Genomic DNA, 22,739 nt, shown 5'->3' with positions numbered 1-22,739 from the left:
TTTTCCATTCAACCATTATCTATTATTTCGCCTCGTACCAGTTCTCCCCGTAGCTCACTTCAGCTTTGAGCGGCACAGACAGCTCTAACGCTTTTTCCATGACAGCTGGTACTAGCTCTTTCATCGTTTCCAGTTCATCTGCCGGCACTTCGAATACAAGCTCATCGTGTACTTGGAGCAGCATACGACTGTTCAAGTTACGCTCACGTAACGCCTCATCCATCTGAACCATGGCAAGCTTGATAATGTCTGCTGCTGTTCCCTGGATTGGTGTATTCATCGCTGTACGTTCAGCGAAGGAACGTATATTGAAGTTACTTGCATTAATTTCAGGGAGGTAACGACGACGCTCCAATAACGTTTTGACATATCCATCCTTACGCGCTTCCCTCACAATATCATCCATATACCGACGTACGCCTTGGAATACTTCAAAATATTGATCAATAAACTGGGCGGCTTCTTTACGCGTAATGTTAAGGTTCTGAGATAAACCATAGTCGCTTATACCATACACGATTCCGAAATTTACCGCCTTCGCTGACCGACGCATATCGCTATCCACCTCTTCAGCCTTCACCCCAAATACGTCAGATGCTGTCTTCGTATGGATATCCATATCATGTACAAAAGCTTCCTTCAACCGCTCGTCATCCGAGATATGTGCAAGTACACGCAATTCGATCTGGGAATAGTCTGCCGCCAAAATCGTCCAGCCAGGTTCCGAAGGAACGAATACCTTCCGGATCTTACGACCTTCCTCCATCCGGATCGGAATGTTCTGTAGGTTCGGGAATTGACTGCTCAGGCGGCCTGTAGCCGCGATTGTCTGACGATAATACGTATGAACTTTGCCATCTCGTGGTGAAATCTCCTTCAGTAAACCTTCCACATAAGTGGATTGCAGCTTCGCCAGCTGACGGTATTGCAAAATATGCTGCACTACCTCATGATACGGAGCAAGCTTTTCCAATACTTCCGCATCGGTGGAGTAACCCGTTTTGGTTTTCTTCACCACAGGCAGACCTAATCTATCAAACAAAATCTCACCCAACTGTTTCGGTGAATTAAGGTTAAATTCTGTACCTGATAAGCGATAGATCTCCGACATCAACCGGCCAATCTGTTCTTCGAATTCATGACCCAGTGCTTGCAAATCAGCCGTATTTGCCTTAATTCCCTGTTTCTCCATGTCAGCCAATATACGTGATAACGGCATCTCCAGCTCATGGAACAGCGCATTCATCTCATCACTCTCTAGCGCCTTCTCCTGTAGTGGAATTATGGCTGCTACCGCCGCTGCTTTACGACATAGAAAATCACCTAATACGTCAGCCTCAGGCACTTTATACTTGGCGCCTTTGCCCATCACGGTATCATCCTCTACCAGAGAAGGTAGCCCGTATTTGGCAGTTAAGCCACTAATCGTCTGGTTCGACTCTGTTGGGTCAAGCAGATATGCAGCCAACTGCACGTCAAAAGCCGCTCCCGCAAATTCAATGCCATGGGCATGAAGCGCAAGATCTACGCGATGTAGATCATACCCTCGCTTCGGCTCGTCCGGATTCCCTAGCCACGCTCTCACAGAAGATGCCGCGTTTGATTGAAGCAATTCGGGAGACAAGAAGGTGTATTCTTCGCCCGCACCTAATGCGATCCCTACCAATTCCGCCTGATGCGGATTATCTCCATGCGTTTCCACATGGATAACATCAATCGTCTCAAGCGATGCAAATAACTCTTCAATCGTTTCCTCTGTAGCAATTGTAGATACGACCTCAGCCGCTGGCACAGCTTCTGCTGCGTCTACCTTGCCACTGAAGTTTAGACGTTCAAGTAATGACTTGAATTCCAGCTTCGCTAGTGCTGGCCCTGCTGTTTCTTCCTGCAAACCAGCAAACTGCATATCTTCCCACGTCTGCTCCAGTGGAACCTCGCGGTGGATCGTTGCTAACTGTTTACTCATCCGAGCATCTTCGGCGTGAGCTTCAATCTTTTCTTTCATTTTACCTTTCAGCTCAGCTGTGCCATTCAGTACATCCTCCACCGAACCAAACTGATGCAACAGCTTCAATGCTGTTTTCTCTCCAACCCCAGGAATGCCTGGAATGTTATCCGAGGTGTCGCCCATCAGACCTTTCAGATCAATAATCTGCAATGGAGTCAAGCCATAACGTTCCTTAATCTGGGCAGGGTCGTACAATTCAATATCCGTTACACCTTTACGTGTTAACCCGATATGAACATGGTCTGAGGCAAGCTGCAGCATGTCCTTGTCACCCGATACAACGAGCACCTGTCTTCCCGCTTCATCCGCACGTTTGGTCAACGTTCCGATAATGTCGTCCGCCTCGAATCCTTCAAGCTCAAACTGTGCAATGCCGAATCCTTGCAGCAACTCTTTGAGCAATGGGAACTGTTCCGATAATTCAGGCGGTGTTTTCTCGCGGCCACCTTTGTACTCCTGATATCCTTCGTGGCGGAAAGTCACCTTGCCCGCATCAAATGCCACCATCACATGTGTTGGCTTATGCTCTTCAAGCAGCCTTAACAGCATTGTGGTGAAACCATACACCGCATTGGTATGTAATCCTTTTGAATTGGTCAGCGGCGGCATTGCAAAAAACGCCCTATATATAATGCTATTTCCATCTATAAGAATAAACTTGTCCATTCCAGCACCTCACGTATCATATGGTCATACTTCAAATTCTATATCTACTCTCATGATACCATACACACCTGCAACAACAAAAAAGGAACCTTCCCTATGAACTACCTATATGGATAGGTGTCCTGAGAAAGTTCCTTCATTCCGTGCAAGTAAGTCCCCAATTCCAATCGTATGCTTGTAAATTACAATTACTGATTCAGATCCGGACGTTTGCCCGTAACCAGATATACCGTGCTCTCACCAATGTTAGTTGCGTGGTCACCAATACGCTCAATGTACCGGCCTACCATCATCAACAGCATCGCTTGTGAAGCCCGGTTCGGATGATCTGTCATGAACGTGTATAGATCACTAATCATGTGGCTGTACAGTTGATCCACCTGATCATCAGTCTGAGCCATTTTGTAAGCCAGATCCGTGTTTTCCTTCAAGAAGGATTCGATGGATTCATCGATCATTACCTTCACAATTTCCGCCATTCTCGGAATATCTACAAGGGGTTTGATCAACTGCTGACCTTCCATACGGAGTGTTACTTTGGCTACATCCAGTGCAAGATCACCCATGCGTTCTAGATCACTGGAGATTTTGAAAGCAACAATAATTCGGCGCAGATCCTTGGCAACCGGCTGTTGTGTAATAATGAGCTTGGAACCGAGTTCCATGATTTTGTCTTCCAACGCATTCAGATTCGCGTCATTCTTGATGATGACCTGAGCCTTTTCCACATCCAACGTCTGCAGACTCTCGATTGCACCATCCAGTGCTGTTCCTACGTGCTCGCCCATCTCACGAAGCAATGTACGCAGTTCCTCAAGCTCTTGATCAAATTCTTTTCTTTGAATCATAGGTTCCATCCCCCTCGTCCATCATCTCCGGATATGCCGGGAACATTCAATCAGCTTACTTAACCGAACCTACCGGATATATAATCCTCGGTTCGGGAATCCTGCGGTGTGGAGAACAATGTCTCCGTATCCGCGGCTTCCACCACTTCACCATTCAGGAAAAAGACTGTCCGACCGGATACCCGTGCGGCCTGATGCATGTTGTGGGTTACCATAACAATTGTATATTTATGATGCAATTCCTTAACAAGCTCCTCTATTTTAAGCGTAGAAATTGGATCGAGGGCTGAGGTTGCTTCGTCCATAAGTAAAACGTCAGGCTGAACAGCAAGTGCACGTGCAATACACAGACGCTGCTGTTGACCACCAGATAGGCTAAGTGCTGACTTTTTGAGTACATCCTTCACTTCGTCCCACAGGGCTGCATGTGTCAAACTTTGCTCCACCAATTGATCCAGCTCGGCTTTCTGCGTTACCCCATGCAAGCGCGGGCCATAAGCTACGTTATCGTAGATTGATTTTGGAAAAGGATTCGGCTGCTGGAACACCATACCTACCCGCTTGCGCAACGTTTCAACTTCGATCTCGTTGCTGTAAATATCCGAGCCGTTCAGCAGAACTTGTCCTTCCACACGGACACCTGGAATCATGTCATTCATCCGATTCAATGTACGGAGCAATGTGGATTTACCACAACCTGAAGGACCAATAAACGCAGTAACCGTTCGCTCCGGCAAGTCCATCGATATATTTTTAAGCGCATGATGCGTATCATAGTATAAATTAAGTTTATCAATGTGAATGAGGTCTTTCATGGATGCTCACTTCTCCTTCGCTGCAGGGAAATTTAGTCCCTTTACGTTGATGCCCAATCACTATGATCAGAACAAGCTTCTTGGCCATCTTTAACATCCTACCTTCCGATTGTAAAAACCGTATCACTTTCATGTTAACGGAATGTAAAAAGACATCTTCTACGCTATGACCCATCAGGGTCTGATCACAGCAACGATGGATGCCTTATATCTATGTTTATGTTAAGAAAATATGTAAGGAGAAGTTGTTATTGAGAATGCACCATCACTTTCAACTGTGTACGAATATGTGTAGCCATATTTGCTGCTTTCTCTCCCTCTTCTGCTATCCCCTCTGCAATTCGAGACAATCCTACAACAGCGCTGTTCATATCCCTGAAAGCAACCTCTCCAGCAGTAACATGCGTTGAACTGTCATCAATCTCTGCGGCGCTTGCCCGGATCGATTCAACCGTCTGCTTCGTCAAGTCTCCGATACCTTCAAGCAAAGACGACATATTACCTGCCACCTCACGAGTCTGCTTGGCAAGCAATCGAATTTCACCAGCTACCACTTGGAAGCCGCGACCGTATTCTCCTGCATGGGCAGCTTCGATCGAAGCATTCATAGCGAGCAATGCACTTTGATCTGCCAACGATCGGATTGAACTTGCCATCCCTGCTCCAGTTTGAATCGAGTCCAGCATTACATTCGCATGCTGACGTTGCCCCTCCATATGTCGGTAGACCTGTTGATACGACATTTCGACTTGTGTGAGGCTTCGCTCTCCTTCTGCGGACAACTTCATAATCCGCTGTGCTTCTTCACCTGCTTGTCCTGCAGCCTGCACTAGACTTGTGACCGAATCGTTAATGCGAGCAATCTCCTGTCTTGATTCGGTGATCGTACTGGCACGTTCTTCACTCGCCTGATGCTGCAGCTTCCGTGATAGAAACATCATATCCCGCATCGTTAACACGCCTATTAGCTTGCCCTCTTCCGTAACTAGGATACAGTCATAAAAGTGCTGTTCCTCTCGCTTCAGTGCGATATCAATGATGCTCGGCGCATCTGCGGAAACATCCACAATAACCGGCATTGGATCTACTACATTTTGGACTGCTTTACGATAAAATAAATCTGCTGCAAAACGTCCATTCAGGAGTCGGTATAACGTCTCCCGCATTAACAAACCAAGCGGCTTCATTTGCTCATCACACATTACGATACATGGATATGCCTCATCTGCATTTAACATGCCAGCCGCTTCCCCACAAGTGGTATGTACATATACAACCGGAACTTCACGGCAATAATCACGAATGGATAACGGATGCTTAAGAAGTGTCCTTTCAGGCTTTTGAACTTCCTTCATATCGGTTATGTTCTCTTGTACATGGCTGTCTTGTTCTAACGGGTCTGTTGGCCTCATTTCAAGCAACATAGGCATAAATGCGCATTCTCCTTTACGTATGAACTCCATCCTGCGGTGCATTATGTAGGTATAAAGTATCATTCATTCGAATTTATGCTACTCCTCATTCATGAAGGAAAATAATTCTTTATGTAAAATCACTGTAAAAAAAACTCCCCAATCATCGTTAACTCGAATGATGGGGAGTTTTTCTTTTTACAACCAATTTATAACCTACACCACGAATCGAATCAATGTGAACCGATTCTGGATCTAACTCTAGCTTTTTCCGCAATGAGCTTACATGAACATCGACTGTACGTTGACCTCCGATATAATCAAAGCCCCAGACCGCATTCATCAGATCATCGCGAGTGAGCACAACGCCCGGTTTCTTCGCAAGATAGAGAAGCACCTCAAACTCCTTCGGCCGCAAACTAATGGACTGTCCACCAAGTGTTACTTCATACTTCAATGGATAAATCTCCAGCTCACCCAGCACAATTCGGGAACCTTCTTTGTCCTCTGGTTGAGGCAAGTCCTCACCGTTAGAATATCGTCTTAACACTGCGTCTACTCTGGCGAGCAATTCCGATACGCCAAATGGCTTGGTGATATAATCATCTGCTCCTGATTTCAGACCTTGTACAACCTCAGCTTCACCGGTTTTGGCTGTCAGAATGATCACCGGTGTGGTTACACCTTGAACTCTTAATTTGTTCAGAATGTCTAGACCGTTCATTCCTGGCAACATCAGATCTAGCAATATCAGGTCAAATTCCTGCGATAATGCTCGATCATATCCAGAAGATCCGTGATCCTCTGCTGTTACATCGTAGCCTTCCTGTGTAAGATTATACGTGAGTAATCTTGATAATGTAGGTTCGTCTTCAATTACAAGCAAACGCTGTGCCATGATACCCCTTCTCTCCTTATAGTGCGCGTTCAAACATTCCAACTATGAGCACAACCCTACCTCTTATAAGCTGTTCTATAGCCACAACACATTTCCTATCATAGCACCCATTTGTTAACTAAGTGTAAAGGAAAGCACACCTTTTTACAATTCGCTTCCCGAGGCCTATACTTCTTCATCCTGAATTAACGGAAGAGTGACACGAAACGTTGTTCCCAGACCGAGTTCACTTTCTACAGAAAGTTTGCCGTGGTGAAGTTCAACAAGGTGTTTGACAATAGATAATCCAAGTCCCGTACCACCCGAGTTACGTGATCTCCCTTTATCGACACGGTAGAAACGTTCAAAGATTCTTGGCAAATCGTTCTTCGGAATACCTATGCCGGTATCAGATACCGCAAATACGACCTGCTCCTCATCATCCTCATGCTCTACTGTCACTTGTAATTTCACGCGTCCACCTTCAGGGGTGTAATTGATGCCATTGGACAATAAGTTGATGAAGATCTGCTTCATCTTATCCTCGTCCGCCTCGATATAGAGTTCCTCAGGCACAACCATCTGCATCCGGATTTGTTTCTTCTCGGCCACAGTGGATAGTGTTCCCAGAACCATTTCGAAGAAGGAGTGTACGTGAACAGGTGAACATTGTAACGGAGCACGCTTGGATTCAATTTTGGACAACTCCAGAATATCTCCAATCAGTCGGTTCAGTCGATCCCCTTCATCATAGATGATTTTCAGGAATGAGCGTTCTGTTTCCTTATCCTGCACACCACCGCTTAATAACGTTTCAGCAAATCCTCTAACCGCTGCTACAGGCGTTTTCAGCTCATGGGATACATTGGCTACGAACTCACTTCGCATGGACTCCAGCCTACGTATTGCCGTCACATCCTGAAGAAGGAATAACATTCCGCGGTAACTACCATCGTCTTCGGTCATGGGCACACCATCAATACGAATCAATCGTTCCTCCGGATTAAATACACTTACTTCTTCATGCATTCGTTCTTGCAAAGCGACGCTCTCTTCTATGGAACGGGTCAGCTCGTAGTGTTTCTTTAATTCTACATACGGTCTACCCGTAACTCGCGCAGCCTGAATGCTTAGCATCCGTTCTGCTTCTCGGTTCACCAGTGCAATGGACTGTCCTGCGTCAATCATGACAATGCCGCCCGTCATATTGGCAAGGACACTTTGCAGCAATGCTTCATTATCGCGAATTGTCTTGAGCTGGGTTTGAAGACTATCGGCCATTCCGTTAATCGCAAGCCCCAACTGGCCGATCTCATCCCGGCGTGTAACATCAACTCTGGCGTCATACTCTAATTTAGTAATTCGATGAGCCACCTTGATTATATGCTCTATTGGCGAGGTTAAGCTTCGTGCCACACGATAACTCACCAGGGCTACGATGAGAAACAACAATCCAAGAGCTGTAAATGTGATCACCCAGCCACGTTGAAGTCCTTGATCGACAGCAGCCAAGCTCATGGATAAACGGATATAACCGTCGAATTTACCTCCAGGTACTTCAACCATGTCACTCTGATCGGAATTGACAGGAAGTGCGACATAGAGCATGTCCTGCCCTAACGTCTCACTATATCGTATTGCCTGACCATATCCTTCTCCAATCGCTCCCTTGATTTCTTCACGTTCCAGATGATTATCCATGTTGGCTGGATCGCTCTCCGAGTCACCGATGACTGTTCCGTCCTTATTGATAAAAGTTACTCGCGAATCTGTCAGCCGATCGAGTTCAAGTGCTCGCGCAGAATAATACTGTCTGGTCTCCGGAGATGTCGGATCACTTGCATCATGAAACGGAAATGTCGCTTTTAACAAATTAATCTCACGCACCATCGTTTGTTCCAACGCTGTGGTATGTGTTGTCTTAAACACTCTGCCCATCGTATATCCCGCTACAATAACGGATACACCAATTAGAACCATCATGATGATGGACAGGCGAACTCGAAATGGTCTCATCATTCTCTTCCTTTATTATTGATTTATCGAAAGGTTATCTTTCGGTACTTCAACTCAACTCAATACGATCTCCACGTGTACTCGGCAGAGAGATGACCAGGAACTCAACATCCGCTGCACTTCGATTCTGCATCTGATGAGGTTCGCCTGGAGGAATCTCTATCCCCTCATGCGTTTCAAGCTCGAATTCCTCACCCTGGAGTTCCATATAACCTGTGCCACTTAACACGAAAAAAAACTGTCGGCTAACCGAGTGATAATGTCTTATCTCAACTGTTCCCGCTGGCATTCGCTCATGGATGATGCTCAATCCTTCGTTCTGTAGCAGGTGCCATCCGTCACATTGATTCCCCATATATAATGTGATGCATTTTGTTTGCTAATTTTCACATCGGTTCCCCCTGTCGAAGTCTGTTTGTCTATCTTATCACAGATTTCTTTTGACAATATGGGCATTCGTGCAGACGATCAACTTATAAGATTCCTTTGCGATCGCCCTCGCTCATCGTTATTGATGTCATATTACATCAGTGGGAACGAGCGACAACTATAATAGATATCTACATAAAATATCATGTAACTATTACGTCTGATGCTGTTCTATGTAAATTCTCCATGGAATTTCGATCTTTTTGTAAGTATTCTCAATTATATATAAAAAGACGTCCCGACCAGCTAGGCTGATAAAGGGACGTCATGTCTACATTCATCTTAGGTTAAGGCTGATTAGCCATTCACTACTTCGCCGCCATTGACATGCATGACCTGGCCACTCACGTAGGAAGAGTCATCTGAAGCCAGATATACATAAGCAGGAGCTAACTCATCAGGCTGCCCTGGACGCTTCATGGGCTGAGTTGATCCAAATTCACTCACCTTTTTCTCATCAAACGTTGATGGAATAAGAGGTGTCCAGATCGGGCCAGGTGCAACGGCATTCACTCGAATTCCCTTCTCCACAACGTTCATAGACAAAGAGCGTGTGAACGACGTAATCGCACCTTTGGTCGATGAGTAATCGATTAGGGATGGATTGCCTCTATAGGCTGTAATGGATGTTGTATTAATGATGGTGCTGCCTTTTTTAAGATGTGGCATAGCCGCCTGAGTAATATAGAACATTCCAAAAATATTGGTGCGGAACGTTCGCTCCAGCTGCTCAGGTGTAATATCCTCTAACTGTTGCTGCGGGTGCTGCTCAGCAGCATTATTCACAACAATATCAAGTTTACCTAGTTGCTCAACCGTCTGTTGCACGGATTCTTGGGCAAATTGATTGTCACCGATATCTCCAGCGATCAAAATGCATTTTCTTCCTTCCTGCTCAACCTGTCGCTTCGTCTCCTCGGCATCCTGATGCTCGTTCAAATACACAATCGCGACATCTGCACCTTCTTTTGCATAAGTAACTGCTACAGCGCGTCCAATACCGCTATCTCCACCCGTGATTAACGCCACTTTACCTATCAACTTTCCGGCTGCTTTATATTCAGGTTTTTCAAACTCCGGTCTAGGATGCATTTCTGATTCAATACCAGGCTGCTGATCCTGATGCTGGGCTGGCATTGTTTTTTGGGTCTGTGTTTGCGTTGACATAAAGCATTCTCCTCTCATTAAACTGAATTGGATATTGACTCTTGTCTCACTGTGTAGGATGGCATGAACAGGACAGATTATTCTGATCTTCAATCTTCTTCCTGACAACCTTCAGCATGTTGCCTCTAAATTTACTTACCACTTCGCCTACGAATTAAACAAGCAAATGTATGGAATTGGAATGATATTACTGTAATTTTATGTATTTTCGATGTTTTTCACCGTTTAACCATATACTAGGCGATAAAGTTCGTTTTATTTTCAAAAAAGCACTGTTTCATATCGTAATTTGTATTCCTATGCCGCTTTGGCTGATGTACAATGTACAGTATACAGATAAGTTTTTAGAAATCATTACGATTTGGAGACCAGACCATGGGATCAAACATTGATTCATATATAACACTTGTGACCACTTCAGCCGTTTTGAATGTCTTTTTGTGTTTATACTCGTATTTTAGAAGAGCTGAGATTCCTAGTTCCAAAATATTTATGCTCTATACAGCAGCTCTTAGCGTTTATACGTTCGGATATGCGATTCAACTAGCCAGCAATACACTGGAGCAGATGAAATTTTGGACAGTCGTTCAGTATATGGGTATGCCATTCTCCGCTTCACTCGGCTTGCTTCTCATGATTCAATACACCGGGAGGACATTATCTCGAAAAGCAACCATTGCCATGTTTATCATCCCTTCCATTTCGCTCTTCATGGTAGCCACCAATGATTACCACCATTTATTTTACAAACAGGTTTGGCTTGAAATAGATACGGGAGTCCCCCTTATGAATATCTCCATAGGCCAGTGGTACGTTGTACAAGGGGCGTTTACCTTCTCGTGTCTCTTATGTGCCTGTCTCATTCTCGTTGGGCAATGGAAACATACGAAGAAAATGTATCGTAGACAATTACTCACGCTAATCACTTCACAGCTTATTCCGATGGCTGCTGCCTTTGTTTATCTGCTGGGGCTCACTCCGGGTGGATTAGATCCCGTTCCGGTGCTGATGTGTATCACCTCTGCTATGTATATCTGGGCCATTCTATCCTCACGCCTGCTTACGATCGTCCCGATTGCCAAAGACAGCATATTTGAGAGCATGCGCGAAGGTGTACTTGTACTTGATAGTTCCAATCGACTTGTGGATTACAATAAAGCCATGTGTCTCATGTTGCCTGAACTTGAAGTGAGCATGATCGGAAAAAGGTGGGATGATATCTGGCTTGGCCTTGCGGGGGAAACCTTTCCAGTGGAGTATGGTAGAGAAGGTCTTCAGACCGATTTGTACTGGCAGTTAGAAGGACATACCGTATGTTATCAGGTTAGAACATCATATGTATTTAATAAAGGTGCTCAGGTTGTTGGAATTTTGATTATGCTCATTGATATCACCGAACAACGTTTTCTGCAGGAGCAGCTGAAGCAAATGGCTTATTTTGATGGGCTCACCAAAATCTATAACCGAACGCAGTTTCTGAATAAGGGCAAGGAAATTCTGAACGATGCCAAACTGAACTTGCGGCCAGCTGCCTTTATTTTATTTGATATCGATCACTTCAAACGAATTAACGATACCTATGGACATGATGTAGGTGATAAAGCAATTATTCACGTTGTCACGGTATGTAACCGTTATCTGAACTCAGAAACGCTATTTGCCAGATATGGTGGCGAAGAATTCGTGATTGCAATGCCTGGCGCGTCCCTTCAGGATGGAGAACAACTTGCTGAACAGCTACGAATTGCGTTGTTCAATGAGCCACTTGAGGTGGAAGGTGTAATTATTTCGCTGACGTCAAGCTTCGGGGTTGCACAGTACAATGGGGAAGAAGATTCATTAGAATCGTTACTACGAGATGCAGATCTTGCGTTATATGAGTCGAAGCGTAATGGGCGGAATGCTGTTTTTGCCTATAGCGCCAGTCTCGCTTAATTCACCCCGCCAAGCCAAATTAAGCTGGTTCCACACTCGAATAATAACAAGAACTCCAACACACGGCTCCATTCTGGAACGTATCCTTAATTTAGTACGTCATCGTTAATACCACTGGGTTGAGAATACCTTAATCAAAAGAAAACAGACAGTCTGAGGGCTGTCTGTTTGTGTTATATCTTGGTTTGTATGTGCACCTGAAATTACGCCAGCTCAGCTTGTCCCATCGTCATTTTGCTGGCACAATTGACCAAGGCTAAAAATCAGGTTAGAACGCTTTACGTATTGTCGTACTGTTTATTCTTAGATTACGCTACTATCTACCATGAGATAAACCATAATGAGCAAGAACACAGCCAGTAGTGTACTGAACATACGAATCTTGCCATGTTCTGGACTTACATCACGGTTGCTCTTCACACCTTCTGCAGCCAAACGCAGCGGTTTCCCCATGATTCCACCGATAGCAGCCATTGCAAGCAACAGGACAACCACTACACCCATCCACAAGTGAGAGTACTCCCCTTTGGTCATCAGGTAACCCCCAGTGAGAAGCTGGATAATTAGTCCATACTGAGCGATACGATTCAAGGATCGAAGTGATGTGAATGCGCCCTCTTGTGCTGCTACACTCAGCTTACGGATCCTGCCAACTACGAACGGCAGAATCAGGTAGAAGCCTAACGACAGTGCTCCAACAATATGAAGCAGATACATAATCATTCCCAAAATTTCCATCCTCCTCAATAAATTCGGTGTGCTATACATCACATACCATTATACTGGGGAACTTATCCAAAAGAAAGAAAACCCCGGTTTTTCGGGGGTTTTCTCCATATTCTTGTTCAAAATCTTTTCAAACTTAGATATTTACAACGGAAATGACATTCCGAACGGATTCAGCAGATTTATCCAGCCCTGCTTTTTCCTCAGCAGTCAGATCCAATTCAAATATTTTCTCGATCCCGCCGCCGCCTAGGATCGTCGGCACACCCAAGAACAGATCGTTATAGCCATATTCACCTTCAAGATAAGCAATGACAGGAATGATACGTTTCTTGTCCTTCAAGATCGCTTCCGTCATTTGCACGAGGGAAGCCGCTGGGGCATAATACGCGCTACCGTTACCAAGCAGGTTCACAATTTCACCACCGCCAACGCGTGTACGTTGTACGATCGCTTCAATCCGGTCTGCTGGAATTAACGTATCGATCGGAATGCCTCCAACGCTTGAATATCGAACAAGGGGTACCATATCATCTCCGTGACCGCCAAGAACGAATCCACGCACATCTTCAACGGATACGTTCAATTCTTGAGCGATGAATGTACAATAACGGGCAGTGTCGAGTACGCCTGACTGACCAATCACGCGGTTTTTGGGAAAACCAAGAGTTTTATATGCTGCATAAGTCATTGCATCTACCGGGTTGCTCAGAATAATGACGATTGAATCAGGGCAATATTTTTTCACATTTTCACAGACGGACTTCACGATTCCCGCATTCGTATTGACCAGATCATCACGGCTCATTCCCGGTTTACGGGCGATTCCAGCCGTAATAATAACAATCTCCGAACCTGCAGCATCTTCATAGTTGGAAGTTCCGACGATATGACTGTCGAAGCCTTGAACAGGACTTGCCTCCAGCATATCGAGTGCTTTACCTTTTGTCGGGTTCTCCAATTGAGGAATGTCCACGAGTACAACATCCCCGAGTTCCTTTTGGGCAAGCATCAGTGCAGTCGTAGCACCAGTAAAACCGGCACCGACTACTGTGATTTTTTTGCGCTGAATAGTCACGATTCACATCTCCCCTTACAGGTTTTTAATGATTTGATCAGCGAATTCAGAACATTTCACTTCAGTTGCTCCGTCCATCAGACGTGCGAAGTCATACGTTACTGTTTTATTGTTAATGGATGTTTCCATACCTTTGTAGATCAGGTTAGCCGCTTCTTGCCAGCCCAGGTGCTCAAGCAACATTACGCCGGACAGGATTACGGAACCAGGGTTCACGACGTCTTTGTCAGCATATTTAGGAGCAGTACCGTGCGTAGCTTCAAAGATAGCATGTCCAGTTACATAGTTAATGTTAGCTCCTGGAGCAATACCGATTCCGCCCACTTGCGCTGCAAGTGCATCAGACAGATAGTCACCGTTCAGGTTCAATGTTGCGATAACATCGAATTCGCCTGGACGAGTCAATACTTGTTGCAGAGCGATATCAGCAATTGCATCTTTTACGATGATTTTGCCAGCATCTTCAGCTGCTTTTTGTGCTGCATTCGCTGCATCTGTACCGTCTTTATCTTTGATGATATCGTATTGAGCCCAAGTGAATACTTTATCGCCGAACTCATCTTCAGCCACTTCATATCCCCAGTTTTTGAAGGCACCTTCAGTAAATTTCATGATATTACCTTTGTGTACCAATGTAACGCTCTTACGGTTATGGTCGATTGCGTATTGCACAGCTGCACGAACCAAACGTTTTGAACCTTCGGAAGAAACTGGTTTGATACCAATACCAGAAGTTTCAGGGAAGCGGATTTTGTTAACACCCATTTCCTGTTGCAGGAATTGGATTACTTTTTTCACTTCATCGGAACCTTCTGCATATTCGATACCTGCATAGATATCTTCTGTATTTTCACGGAAAATAACCATATCGACCAATTCAGGGCGTTTAACCGGGGAAGGTACGCCGTCAAAATAACGTACTGGACGCAGGCATGTATACAAATCAAGCTCTTGACGAAGTGCTACGTTCAGGGAACGAATACCACCACCGATAGGTGTAGTCAGAGGTCCTTTGATTGCTACGATGTACTCACGAATCGCTTCGAGCGTATCGTTCGGCAACCACTCCCCGTATGTATTAAATGCTTTTTCACCAGCAAATACTTCGTACCAAGCGATTTTTTTGCTGCCATCATATGCTTTTTCAACTGCTGCATCCAATACACGCTTGGAAGCTTTCCAAATATCGCGACCTGTACCGTCACCTTCGATGAACGGAATGATCGGGTTGTTAGGAACCTGCAGTGCACCATTATCGATCTGGATTTTTTCTCCTTCAGTTGGATGAGCGAATTTTTCTAATTTCATAGTTACAATTCCTCCTTGATCGTTGTATGAGTTTAGGTATGATTCATACCGCTTGTCTAATCGAGGGAAGGGTCTTTTGTTTTCAACCAACTCTCGTCAATTGAAACCACCCTTCGCCCCATCCTTCATTATTATACTGGTTTTGACGTAATTAGCGAAGCTCGACTGAAATGTACTTCTGTTCCGTTGGTCCAGTGTACTCAGCACGAGGACGAATGATACGGTTATCTGCGAGCTGCTCTAGAATGTGAGCAGTCCAACCGGATACCCGGCTAATCGCGAAGATTGGTGTGAATAACTCGTGCTCGATGCCTAACTGTGTATAGACAGACGCAGAGTAGAAGTCTACGTTTGGCTTCAGACCTTTTTGACCTGTAACCAATTCTTCAATCTTCACAGACATATCATAGAGACGTGTATCATTATTCATGTCGCCCAGTTCTTTAGACATCTTCTGCAGATGCTTCGCACGTGGGTCGCCATTTTTGTACACACGGTGTCCAAAGCCCATGATTTTCTCACGGTTATTCAGTTTTTCCTGAATTGCTGCTTCAAGGCGATCCGGTGTGCCAATCTCATTCAACATCTTCATTACGGCTTCGTTAGCACCGCCATGTAGCGGCCCCTTCAACGCCCCGATAGCGGAAGTGACGCCGGAATAAATATCGGACAACGTCGCAACAGTTACACGCGCTGCAAAAGTGGAAGCATTCAACTCGTGATCCGCATGTAATACGAGCGCTTGATCCAACGCTTTTACTGCTGTATCCGTCGGTTCTTCACCAGTTAACATATATAAAAAGTTTTCGGCAATGGAAGCGCCTTCTTTTGGTGCTACAGGTTCTTTACCCTGACGAATACGAGCGATTGCTGCAACAATCGTTGGCAATTGAGCCTGCAATTTAACCGCTTTGTTCTCGTTCGCTTCAGCCGTCATTTCGTCAGCCTGCTCGTCATATAATCCTAGGGCAGAAATAGCAGAACGAAGAGCTGCCATCGTGCTCATGTTTTGGGGATACAATTTGATTTGTGCAACGAGTTCACTTGGAATCGGCGCATAATCACTCAAGCTTTTGCGAAGGGATTTCAATTCATCTGCGCTCGGTAATTTACCAAACCACAGCAAATAAGCAACTTCTTCAAAGCTTGCATGCTCTGCCAAATCATCAATATTGTATCCACGGTATGTAAGTACACCGTCTACAATAGAGCTGATCGAGGAGGTTGTTGCAACGATGCCTTCCAGACCTTTGGTAGCTGTCATATTACTCTCTCCTTTATTAAACGAAATCAAAAAACACTAGCCTAATGAAGCTTTCCATAAGCATTTCTGGTGTTGTAAACATTTACATTTCATAAAATAGTAAAGAAGTAAAAATTCGGGTTTTTCATCTGTCAATCGATAATTACTTATATAATCATACTGGATTTTGTCGTTTATGTGAACATGACGGAAGCTCTTTTGCACATCAAACATATTTATCGGGTCGATAAAGCATTTTTGAAAGCCTTTACACAAACAAGGTTTACATTTTATTCTACATATATAATTTTGACATTGACCTGTTCAGCTTATTCTTTTTTATTGCTATTCTCCCCTGCCATCTGGCATACTCTAGGCAAAAGAATACAAATCTTATGCATTTTCACGCAATCAGCGTTTCAAAATGTCCTATTTGCTCTATATTAATTAGATACCTTCATGGAACTGAATGAATCATTAGATAAGGAGACGTGAGGTTTGGACAGAATTATATTGAAGCGCCTACTGCGCGGATTATGGGTTATTATTGCAACGATCCTCATCGCAGTGGCCATTTATCTGCTGTTTCCCCTGTTGTACCCTTTTGCGATTGCCTGGATCATCGCCTATGCCATGAACCCTCTTGTAAAACTGCTTCAGCATAAAGCACGGTTTCCACGCTGGCTCGCTGTCACTCTATCATTGATCGTGTATTTTGGGGCTATCGTACTGGTGTTATCCGCTGCTGTAACTCGCATGGTGAAAGAGGTCATTTCATTAACAACTAGCTTTGATCTTCATGTTGATGAAATTAAGGCCGTATTTATCCGCTGGACAGAGAATGATACGATCCAAAGTCTAATTACACAGATTAATGAATTTTACAAAGAAAATCCGAACTATCAGGAAACGATCAACAGCAACATCAGCAAAACAACCGAGACGCTCGGAACGGCGGTTACAGACCTTGTCACTGGATTTTTCAACATGATTCTTAATCTCCTTACTTCACTACCTAACATGGGTGCAGTATTAATCGTTGTACTCCTCTCCACGTTCTTTATAAGTAAAAGTTGGAGTCGTCATAGCATCACCGTATCCGGCTGGGTACCTTCCTCTATTCGCAAACCGATCACTGATATATGGAATGACTTGAAGAAAGCTTTGTTTGGCTATGCAAGAGCACAACTCATTATGATCTCCATTACCGCTGTGTTTGTGATGATTGGATTACTCATTTTACAGGTTAAATCTGCCTTCACGATTGCACTTCTTATCGGGCTTGTTGATCTGTTACCTTATCTCGGTGTCGGATTAGTGATGGTTCCGTGGGCAGCTTATCTCATTATGAACGGAGATCTGTATCTGGGGATTGGCATATCAGTCATCTATCTGATTGTGCTGGTTGCACGGCAGATTATTGAGCCTAAAGTATTAGCTAGCAGTGTAGGACTAGACCCTCTTGCCACACTAGTGGGCATGTTTGTAGGGTTGAAGCTATTTGGCGTGCTTGGTTTGATCATCGGTCCGGTAAGCCTGGTCATTCTCGATGCATTCAATCGAGCCAATGTGCTACGGGATCTGCGAACATACATCATTAACGGAAGGGTTCGATGAAGCGTACAGTGAGTTTACTTAGAGTATGAGTAAAGGCTCCACTCGGCAGATGAATCTGCACGGGTGGAGCCTTTTTGCTCGAGTACATATTATCATTATGGACGACGATAAAATTTAATGCTGCCATTCCGCATCTTTTTCTCAAGCCATCCTAAGAAAAATAGACGATACACCGAACGTGTTAATGGAAACACCAATGTAAACCCGATGAGATCCGTAACAAAACCCGGAATCAGTAGCAAAAAGCCGCCAACGAAAACAAATAGTCCATCGACCATTTTTCGGCCAGGTACTTTACCTCGTTCCATCTCATTTCTGGCATCCACAAGCACTTTCCGTCCTTCAAATTGCAGCATTGCTATACCGATCAGGGACGTGAGAATCATAAGAAGCAGTGTTTTTCCCGCTCCGATCCAGTCGCTCATAAGAATAAAACCAAACAGTTCAATAACGGGAACGATGAGCAGTACAGCCCACATCCATCTACGCATTCGTATTACTCCTTTCCTGAGAGCCACACTTTCTCAAGTGCACTGTAGAGCTCAGAGGCCGCCTTATCCAGCCTTACTACCTTCCAGTCCCCGTTCACCCATACATGTTGGGTAGAGCCTGTGACTAATCGTTCTCCTGGCCTAGATTCATCTGATGACCACACTCGTTGTCCTATGCTGTCCACACCATTATCTGCAGTCACTCGTCTTATATCATATTCATAATTCAGTCGTAGACCGCTAAATGCAGTAATTCGGGTGAAAATCATAATTTCATCATCGTACCTTGCAGGTTTATGATATTTCACATCCAGCCCGGTTACGGGAAGCAGTAACCCCTGTTCCTCCATTTTACGATATGTATACCCCATTTGGCGAATCATCTCAGTTCGACCGATCTCAAACCAATTTAAATAGTTCGCGTGGTAAACTACGCCCATCTGGTCACTCTCTTGATAACGCACGCGGAGGTTAGCCGCATACCAATTCCCTGTTTCATTTTGCTTCATGAGGTTACTCCCTTCGTTATACGAGTCTGAATGTGTTGTGGTTGCACATTGCTATATAGATGGAAAAAAGCAATGGGACATAACGCCCCATTGCTTCATTGCCATTCTTCACATCATTAATTCCAATCCAACCATTAAGCTTGGTTAGGAATTTGGCTAACTTTGATCAGGTTCGTGGAACCGGAACGACCCAAAGGTACACCAGCTGTAATTACAACCAGGTCGCCTTCTTTAACAAGTCCGGATTTCACTCCGCCTTCAATTGCATTTTCAAACAATGCATCTGTAGAATCAACCAATCTACCTTTGACAGGTGTTACACCCCAAGCCAGTGCAAGACGGCGGGAAGTTCTGTCTTCTGTTGTTACAGCGATAATTGGTGCTTCTGGACGATATTTCGAGATCATACGTGCTGTATGACCTGATTCAGTTGAAGTAATGATCGCTTTTGCGTTCAGATCTTGAGCTGACAATGCAACTGATTGGCTGATTGCTTCTGTTACAGTTGTTTGTTGAGCAACACGCTGTTTCAGATACAGCTCTTGGTAAGGCAGAGCAGATTCAGCTTTCTCAGCAATACGAGACATGGTCAGAACGGATTCAACTGGGTATTTACCCGCAGCCGTCTCACCAGACAACATGATTGCATCTGTACCGTCAAAGATTGCGTTAGCCACGTCACTTGCTTCAGCACGTGTTGGACGTGGGTTACGTTGCATGGAATCCAGCATTTGTGTAGCTGTGATAACCGGTTTACCTGCAACGTTACATTTTTCGATCATACGTTTTTGTACCAATGGTACTTCTTCAGCAGGAATTTCAACACCCAGGTCTCCACGAGCAACCATCAGACCGTCAGACACCTCAAGAATTTCATCCAAGTTGTCTACACCTTGTTGGTTCTCAATTTTGGAGATGATTTGGATATGTCCAGCATTATGTTTCTCAAGCAATTCACGAATCTCAAGTACGTCACTAGCTTTACGCACAAAAGAAGCCGCGATGAAATCGACACCTTGCTCGATACCAAATACGATATCGTTAGCATCTTTTTCAGTGATACCCGGCAGAGAAATAGCAACGCCCGGAACGTTAACACCTTTTTTGCTCTTGATCGAACCACCGTTAACGATACGGCATTTGATCTCGGTGCCTTGCACTTCCACCACAGTCAGTCCGATCAGACCGTCGTCGATCAGAATTGTAGATCCCGGCTCAACATCATTTGGGAGATCTGCATACGTAATGGAAAGACGTTCTTTGGTTCCCAGAATCTCTTCTGTTGTCAAAGTGATGTACTCATCTTGAACCAATTCGATTGGTTCAACTTCGAGTTTACCTGTCCGAATTTCCGGTCCTTTGGTGTCCAGCAGGATCGCTACTGTTTTGTTCAGTTCTTCGCATGCTTGGCGAATCGCTTTGATCCGTCCGCCGTGCTCATCGAAATCACCGTGGGAGAAGTTCAGACGGGCCACATTCATACCGGCCATAATCAATTTTTTCGTGTTTTCCAGTGACTCACTGGATGGGCCAATCGTACATACAATTTTCGTTTTGCGCATTTTGGGTTTCCTCCGATTTTAAAAGGTCTCTCTGTATATGTCTTTTTCTTTTTCCAACTATTAAATTTACTATACTTTGGTTCATTTGTATAGGAAATTCGTCACATCATTCAGCATTTCCCGACAAATTATTCACAACATCCACTTCTACAGGTGGCTGCGGAGCTTGATCTGGGACTGGAGATTCAAATGTGACCGAGCCAATCTTACGGAACTTCTCATAGCGATCCTGCTTCAATTGGTCGCTGCTCCATCCTTTCATCTCTTCCAGATGACGGATGAGTGCCTCATGAATGGCTGACGCAGAAGCTTCATAATCCCGGTGAGCTCCGCCACGAGGTTCAGGTATGATGTCCTCAATAACGTTCATTTCAAGTAGATCTTTGGCTGTAATCTTCATGGCTTCTGCAGCCTGGTCTGCCTTGGATGCATCCTTCCACAGAATCGAAGCTGCTCCATTCGGAGAGATCGCCGAGTAGATGGCGTGCTCCAGCATGAGCACACGGTTACCCACGGCAAGAGCAAGTGCGCCGCCACTTCCGCCTTCACCAATAACGACAACAATAACAGGCACAGACAATTTTGCCATCTCCATCAAGTTACGAGCAATAGCCTCCGATTGACCTCTCTCTTCAGCAGTATTACCCGGATACGCCCCTTTAGTATCAATAAACGTAATAATTGGACGTCCAAATTTGTCTGCTTGCTTCATCAGGCGTAGCCCTTTCCGGAATCCTTCCGGATGAGCGCTCCCGAAAAAGCGGGCGATATTGTCTTTTGTATCTTTCCCCCGCTGCTGTCCAATGACGGTCACTGTCTTGCCATCCAGCTTCGCTAGTCCACCAACAACAGCCAGATCATCGCCAAACATGCGGTCACCGTGCAGCTCAATGAAATCCGTGAAAATCAACTGGATAAGATCGAGTGCTGTTGGACGCTGCTGATGACGAGCCAGATGCATTTTCTGAGCCGCTGTGATGCCAGAGTATATTTCTTCTTCCAGTCTATGATAACGCTCCTCCAGACGCGCAATCTCGTCTGTGAAGTCGATGCCTTTTTCCTGTCCGAACTGTACGAGTTCTTCAATCTTTTTGCGCATCTCAACCAGAGGCGCTTCATATGGCAACTCACCCGCCATTTAGACCCCTCCTTTTTCACTATGCATATCTAGAAGCTTGGCAAGGGTTGTACGAAGTTCCTTCCGGTGAACCACCAAGTCCAACTGTCCATGCTGCATATTAAATTCTGCTGTTTGGAAATCATCAGGCAGTTTTTGACGAATCGTTTGTTCAATAACAATTCTGCCGGCAAATCCAAATACAGCTCCCGGTTCAGCAATGTTAATATCGCCCAAGCTCGCAAAGCTCGCCGAAACACCGCCCGTAGTCGGATCTGTAATTACTGAAATATACAAGCCACCCTGTTCATCTAATCGGGACAACGCTGCACTCGTTTTAGCCATCTGCATCAAGCTAAGAATACTCTCTTGCATCCGAGCACCACCTGATGTAGAGAAAATAATAATGGGCAGACGCTTCTCAGTAGCATATTCAATGGCACGCGTAATTTTCTCCCCAACCACTGAACCCATACTACCTGTAAAGAAGTCAAAGCTCATAACCGCTACTACAACGGGTAAACCTTCAATCGTACCCTCACCTGTAATAACGGCTTCTTTCAGACCGGATTTCAGACGTTGCTGCTCCAGCTTGCTACTGTACCCTGGAAAGCCAAGGGGATCTACCGATACCATATCCGCATCATGTTCCACGAATCCTTGCTCATCCAAAATCATCGCGATACGTTCCATTGCGTTAAGACGCATATGGTAACCACAAGAAGGACAAACCTTCAGGTTCTTCTCTAGTTCCTTACTATATTGAATCGTGCCACACTTGCTGCACTTGTTCATTAGCCCTTCAGGTATTTCTCGTTTTGGGCGCTCACTCACTTCTTGACCTTCGCCTTGAAGCGCACGCTCGGAAGGTATGGTGGCGTACTTCCTTTTTTTCTGGAATATATCTTTGAACAC

18 protein-coding genes and 1 pseudogene are annotated in these 22,739 nt (G+C 44.9%); 2 read left to right on the top strand and 17 right to left on the bottom strand.

The window, feature by feature from the left end:
* Positions 1-22 precede the first annotated feature (22 nt).
* The 8 genes and pseudogenes from polA to DMB88_RS09690 form a co-directional block, all read right to left on the bottom strand.
* Positions 23-2,674: a DNA polymerase I gene (polA, locus tag DMB88_RS09725; RefSeq protein WP_128101195.1), complete on the bottom strand. Its 2,652-nt coding sequence runs from the start codon at positions 2,672-2,674 to the stop codon at positions 23-25.
* Between the two features lie 188 nt (positions 2,675-2,862).
* On the bottom strand, positions 2,863-3,522 hold the full coding sequence (phoU, locus tag DMB88_RS09720) for a phosphate signaling complex protein PhoU (RefSeq protein WP_128101194.1): 660 nt from the start codon (positions 3,520-3,522) through the stop codon (positions 2,863-2,865).
* 59 nt (positions 3,523-3,581) lie between these two features.
* Positions 3,582-4,337, bottom strand: a complete 756-nt coding sequence (gene pstB, locus DMB88_RS09715; RefSeq protein ID WP_128101193.1) for a phosphate ABC transporter ATP-binding protein PstB — start codon at positions 4,335-4,337, stop codon at positions 3,582-3,584.
* A 248-nt stretch (positions 4,338-4,585) separates the two neighbouring features.
* The gene (locus DMB88_RS09710; protein ID WP_164848659.1) at positions 4,586-5,767 is read right to left on the bottom strand and encodes a methyl-accepting chemotaxis protein; all 1,182 of its coding nucleotides are present in this window, start codon (positions 5,765-5,767) and stop codon (positions 4,586-4,588) included.
* Between the two features lie 151 nt (positions 5,768-5,918).
* On the bottom strand, positions 5,919-6,647 hold the full coding sequence (locus DMB88_RS09705; protein WP_128101191.1) for a response regulator transcription factor: 729 nt from the start codon (positions 6,645-6,647) through the stop codon (positions 5,919-5,921).
* Between the two features lie 165 nt (positions 6,648-6,812).
* A complete protein-coding gene (pnpS, locus tag DMB88_RS09700) occupies positions 6,813-8,642 on the bottom strand; it encodes a two-component system histidine kinase PnpS (RefSeq protein WP_128104386.1) in 1,830 nt (609 codons plus the stop codon).
* A gap of 49 nt (positions 8,643-8,691) precedes the next feature.
* Positions 8,692-9,032 (bottom strand): annotated as a pseudogene (locus tag DMB88_RS09695) (cupin domain-containing protein).
* A 336-nt stretch (positions 9,033-9,368) separates the two neighbouring features.
* Positions 9,369-10,238: an SDR family oxidoreductase gene (locus DMB88_RS09690; RefSeq protein ID WP_128101190.1), complete on the bottom strand. Its 870-nt coding sequence runs from the start codon at positions 10,236-10,238 to the stop codon at positions 9,369-9,371.
* 375 nt (positions 10,239-10,613) lie between these two features.
* On the opposite strand from DMB88_RS09690, the gene DMB88_RS09685 reads away from it, so the two are divergent.
* The gene (locus DMB88_RS09685) at positions 10,614-12,173 is read left to right on the top strand and encodes a histidine kinase N-terminal 7TM domain-containing diguanylate cyclase (protein ID WP_128101189.1); all 1,560 of its coding nucleotides are present in this window, start codon (positions 10,614-10,616) and stop codon (positions 12,171-12,173) included.
* A gap of 303 nt (positions 12,174-12,476) precedes the next feature.
* Here the strand turns inward: DMB88_RS09685 and DMB88_RS09680 are convergent, their stop codons facing one another.
* The 4 genes from DMB88_RS09680 to citZ form a co-directional block, all read right to left on the bottom strand.
* Positions 12,477-12,902 (bottom strand): hypothetical protein, encoded by a 426-nt coding sequence (locus tag DMB88_RS09680; RefSeq protein ID WP_128101188.1) that lies wholly within the window; start codon positions 12,900-12,902, stop codon positions 12,477-12,479.
* Positions 12,903-13,035: 133 nt separating this feature from the next.
* Positions 13,036-13,977, bottom strand: a complete 942-nt coding sequence (gene mdh / locus DMB88_RS09675) for a malate dehydrogenase (RefSeq protein ID WP_128101187.1) — start codon at positions 13,975-13,977, stop codon at positions 13,036-13,038.
* Between the two features lie 15 nt (positions 13,978-13,992).
* Positions 13,993-15,285 carry an NADP-dependent isocitrate dehydrogenase gene (gene icd / locus DMB88_RS09670; RefSeq protein WP_128101186.1) on the bottom strand — a complete coding sequence of 431 codons (1,293 nt, stop codon included), beginning with the start codon at positions 15,283-15,285 and terminating at the stop codon, positions 13,993-13,995.
* Positions 15,286-15,436: 151 nt separating this feature from the next.
* Complete coding sequence (citZ, locus tag DMB88_RS09665) at positions 15,437-16,549, bottom strand: citrate synthase (RefSeq protein ID WP_128101185.1); 1,113 nt, start codon at positions 16,547-16,549, stop codon at positions 15,437-15,439.
* Positions 16,550-17,026: 477 nt separating this feature from the next.
* Between citZ and ytvI the strand changes: the two genes are divergently transcribed.
* Positions 17,027-18,145 (top strand): sporulation integral membrane protein YtvI, encoded by a 1,119-nt coding sequence (ytvI, locus tag DMB88_RS09660; RefSeq protein WP_128101184.1) that lies wholly within the window; start codon positions 17,027-17,029, stop codon positions 18,143-18,145.
* Positions 18,146-18,240: 95 nt separating this feature from the next.
* Here ytvI and DMB88_RS09655 read toward each other — a convergent pair whose 3' ends face one another.
* From DMB88_RS09655 to accD, 5 genes are all read right to left on the bottom strand, one after another.
* Complete coding sequence (locus DMB88_RS09655) at positions 18,241-18,642, bottom strand: FxsA family protein (RefSeq protein ID WP_128104385.1); 402 nt, start codon at positions 18,640-18,642, stop codon at positions 18,241-18,243.
* Positions 18,642-19,145, bottom strand: coding sequence for an acyl-CoA thioesterase (locus tag DMB88_RS09650; protein ID WP_128101183.1), 504 nt, complete (start codon positions 19,143-19,145; stop codon positions 18,642-18,644). The genes DMB88_RS09655 and DMB88_RS09650 overlap by 1 nt, the downstream gene beginning before the upstream one ends.
* 134 nt (positions 19,146-19,279) lie before the next feature.
* Positions 19,280-20,707 (bottom strand): pyruvate kinase, encoded by a 1,428-nt coding sequence (gene pyk, locus DMB88_RS09645; protein ID WP_128101182.1) that lies wholly within the window; start codon positions 20,705-20,707, stop codon positions 19,280-19,282.
* Between the two features lie 106 nt (positions 20,708-20,813).
* Entirely contained in the window at positions 20,814-21,845 is a 1,032-nt protein-coding gene (locus DMB88_RS09640) for an acetyl-CoA carboxylase carboxyltransferase subunit alpha (protein ID WP_128101181.1), read from the bottom strand.
* Entirely contained in the window at positions 21,846-22,739 is an 894-nt protein-coding gene (gene accD / locus DMB88_RS09635) for an acetyl-CoA carboxylase, carboxyltransferase subunit beta (protein WP_056695477.1), read from the bottom strand.

This window comes from Paenibacillus sp. DCT19, from assembly GCF_003268635.1.
Taxonomy (GTDB): domain Bacteria; phylum Bacillota; class Bacilli; order Paenibacillales; family Paenibacillaceae; genus Paenibacillus.
This window is presented reverse-complemented; position numbering and strand designations above follow the sequence as displayed.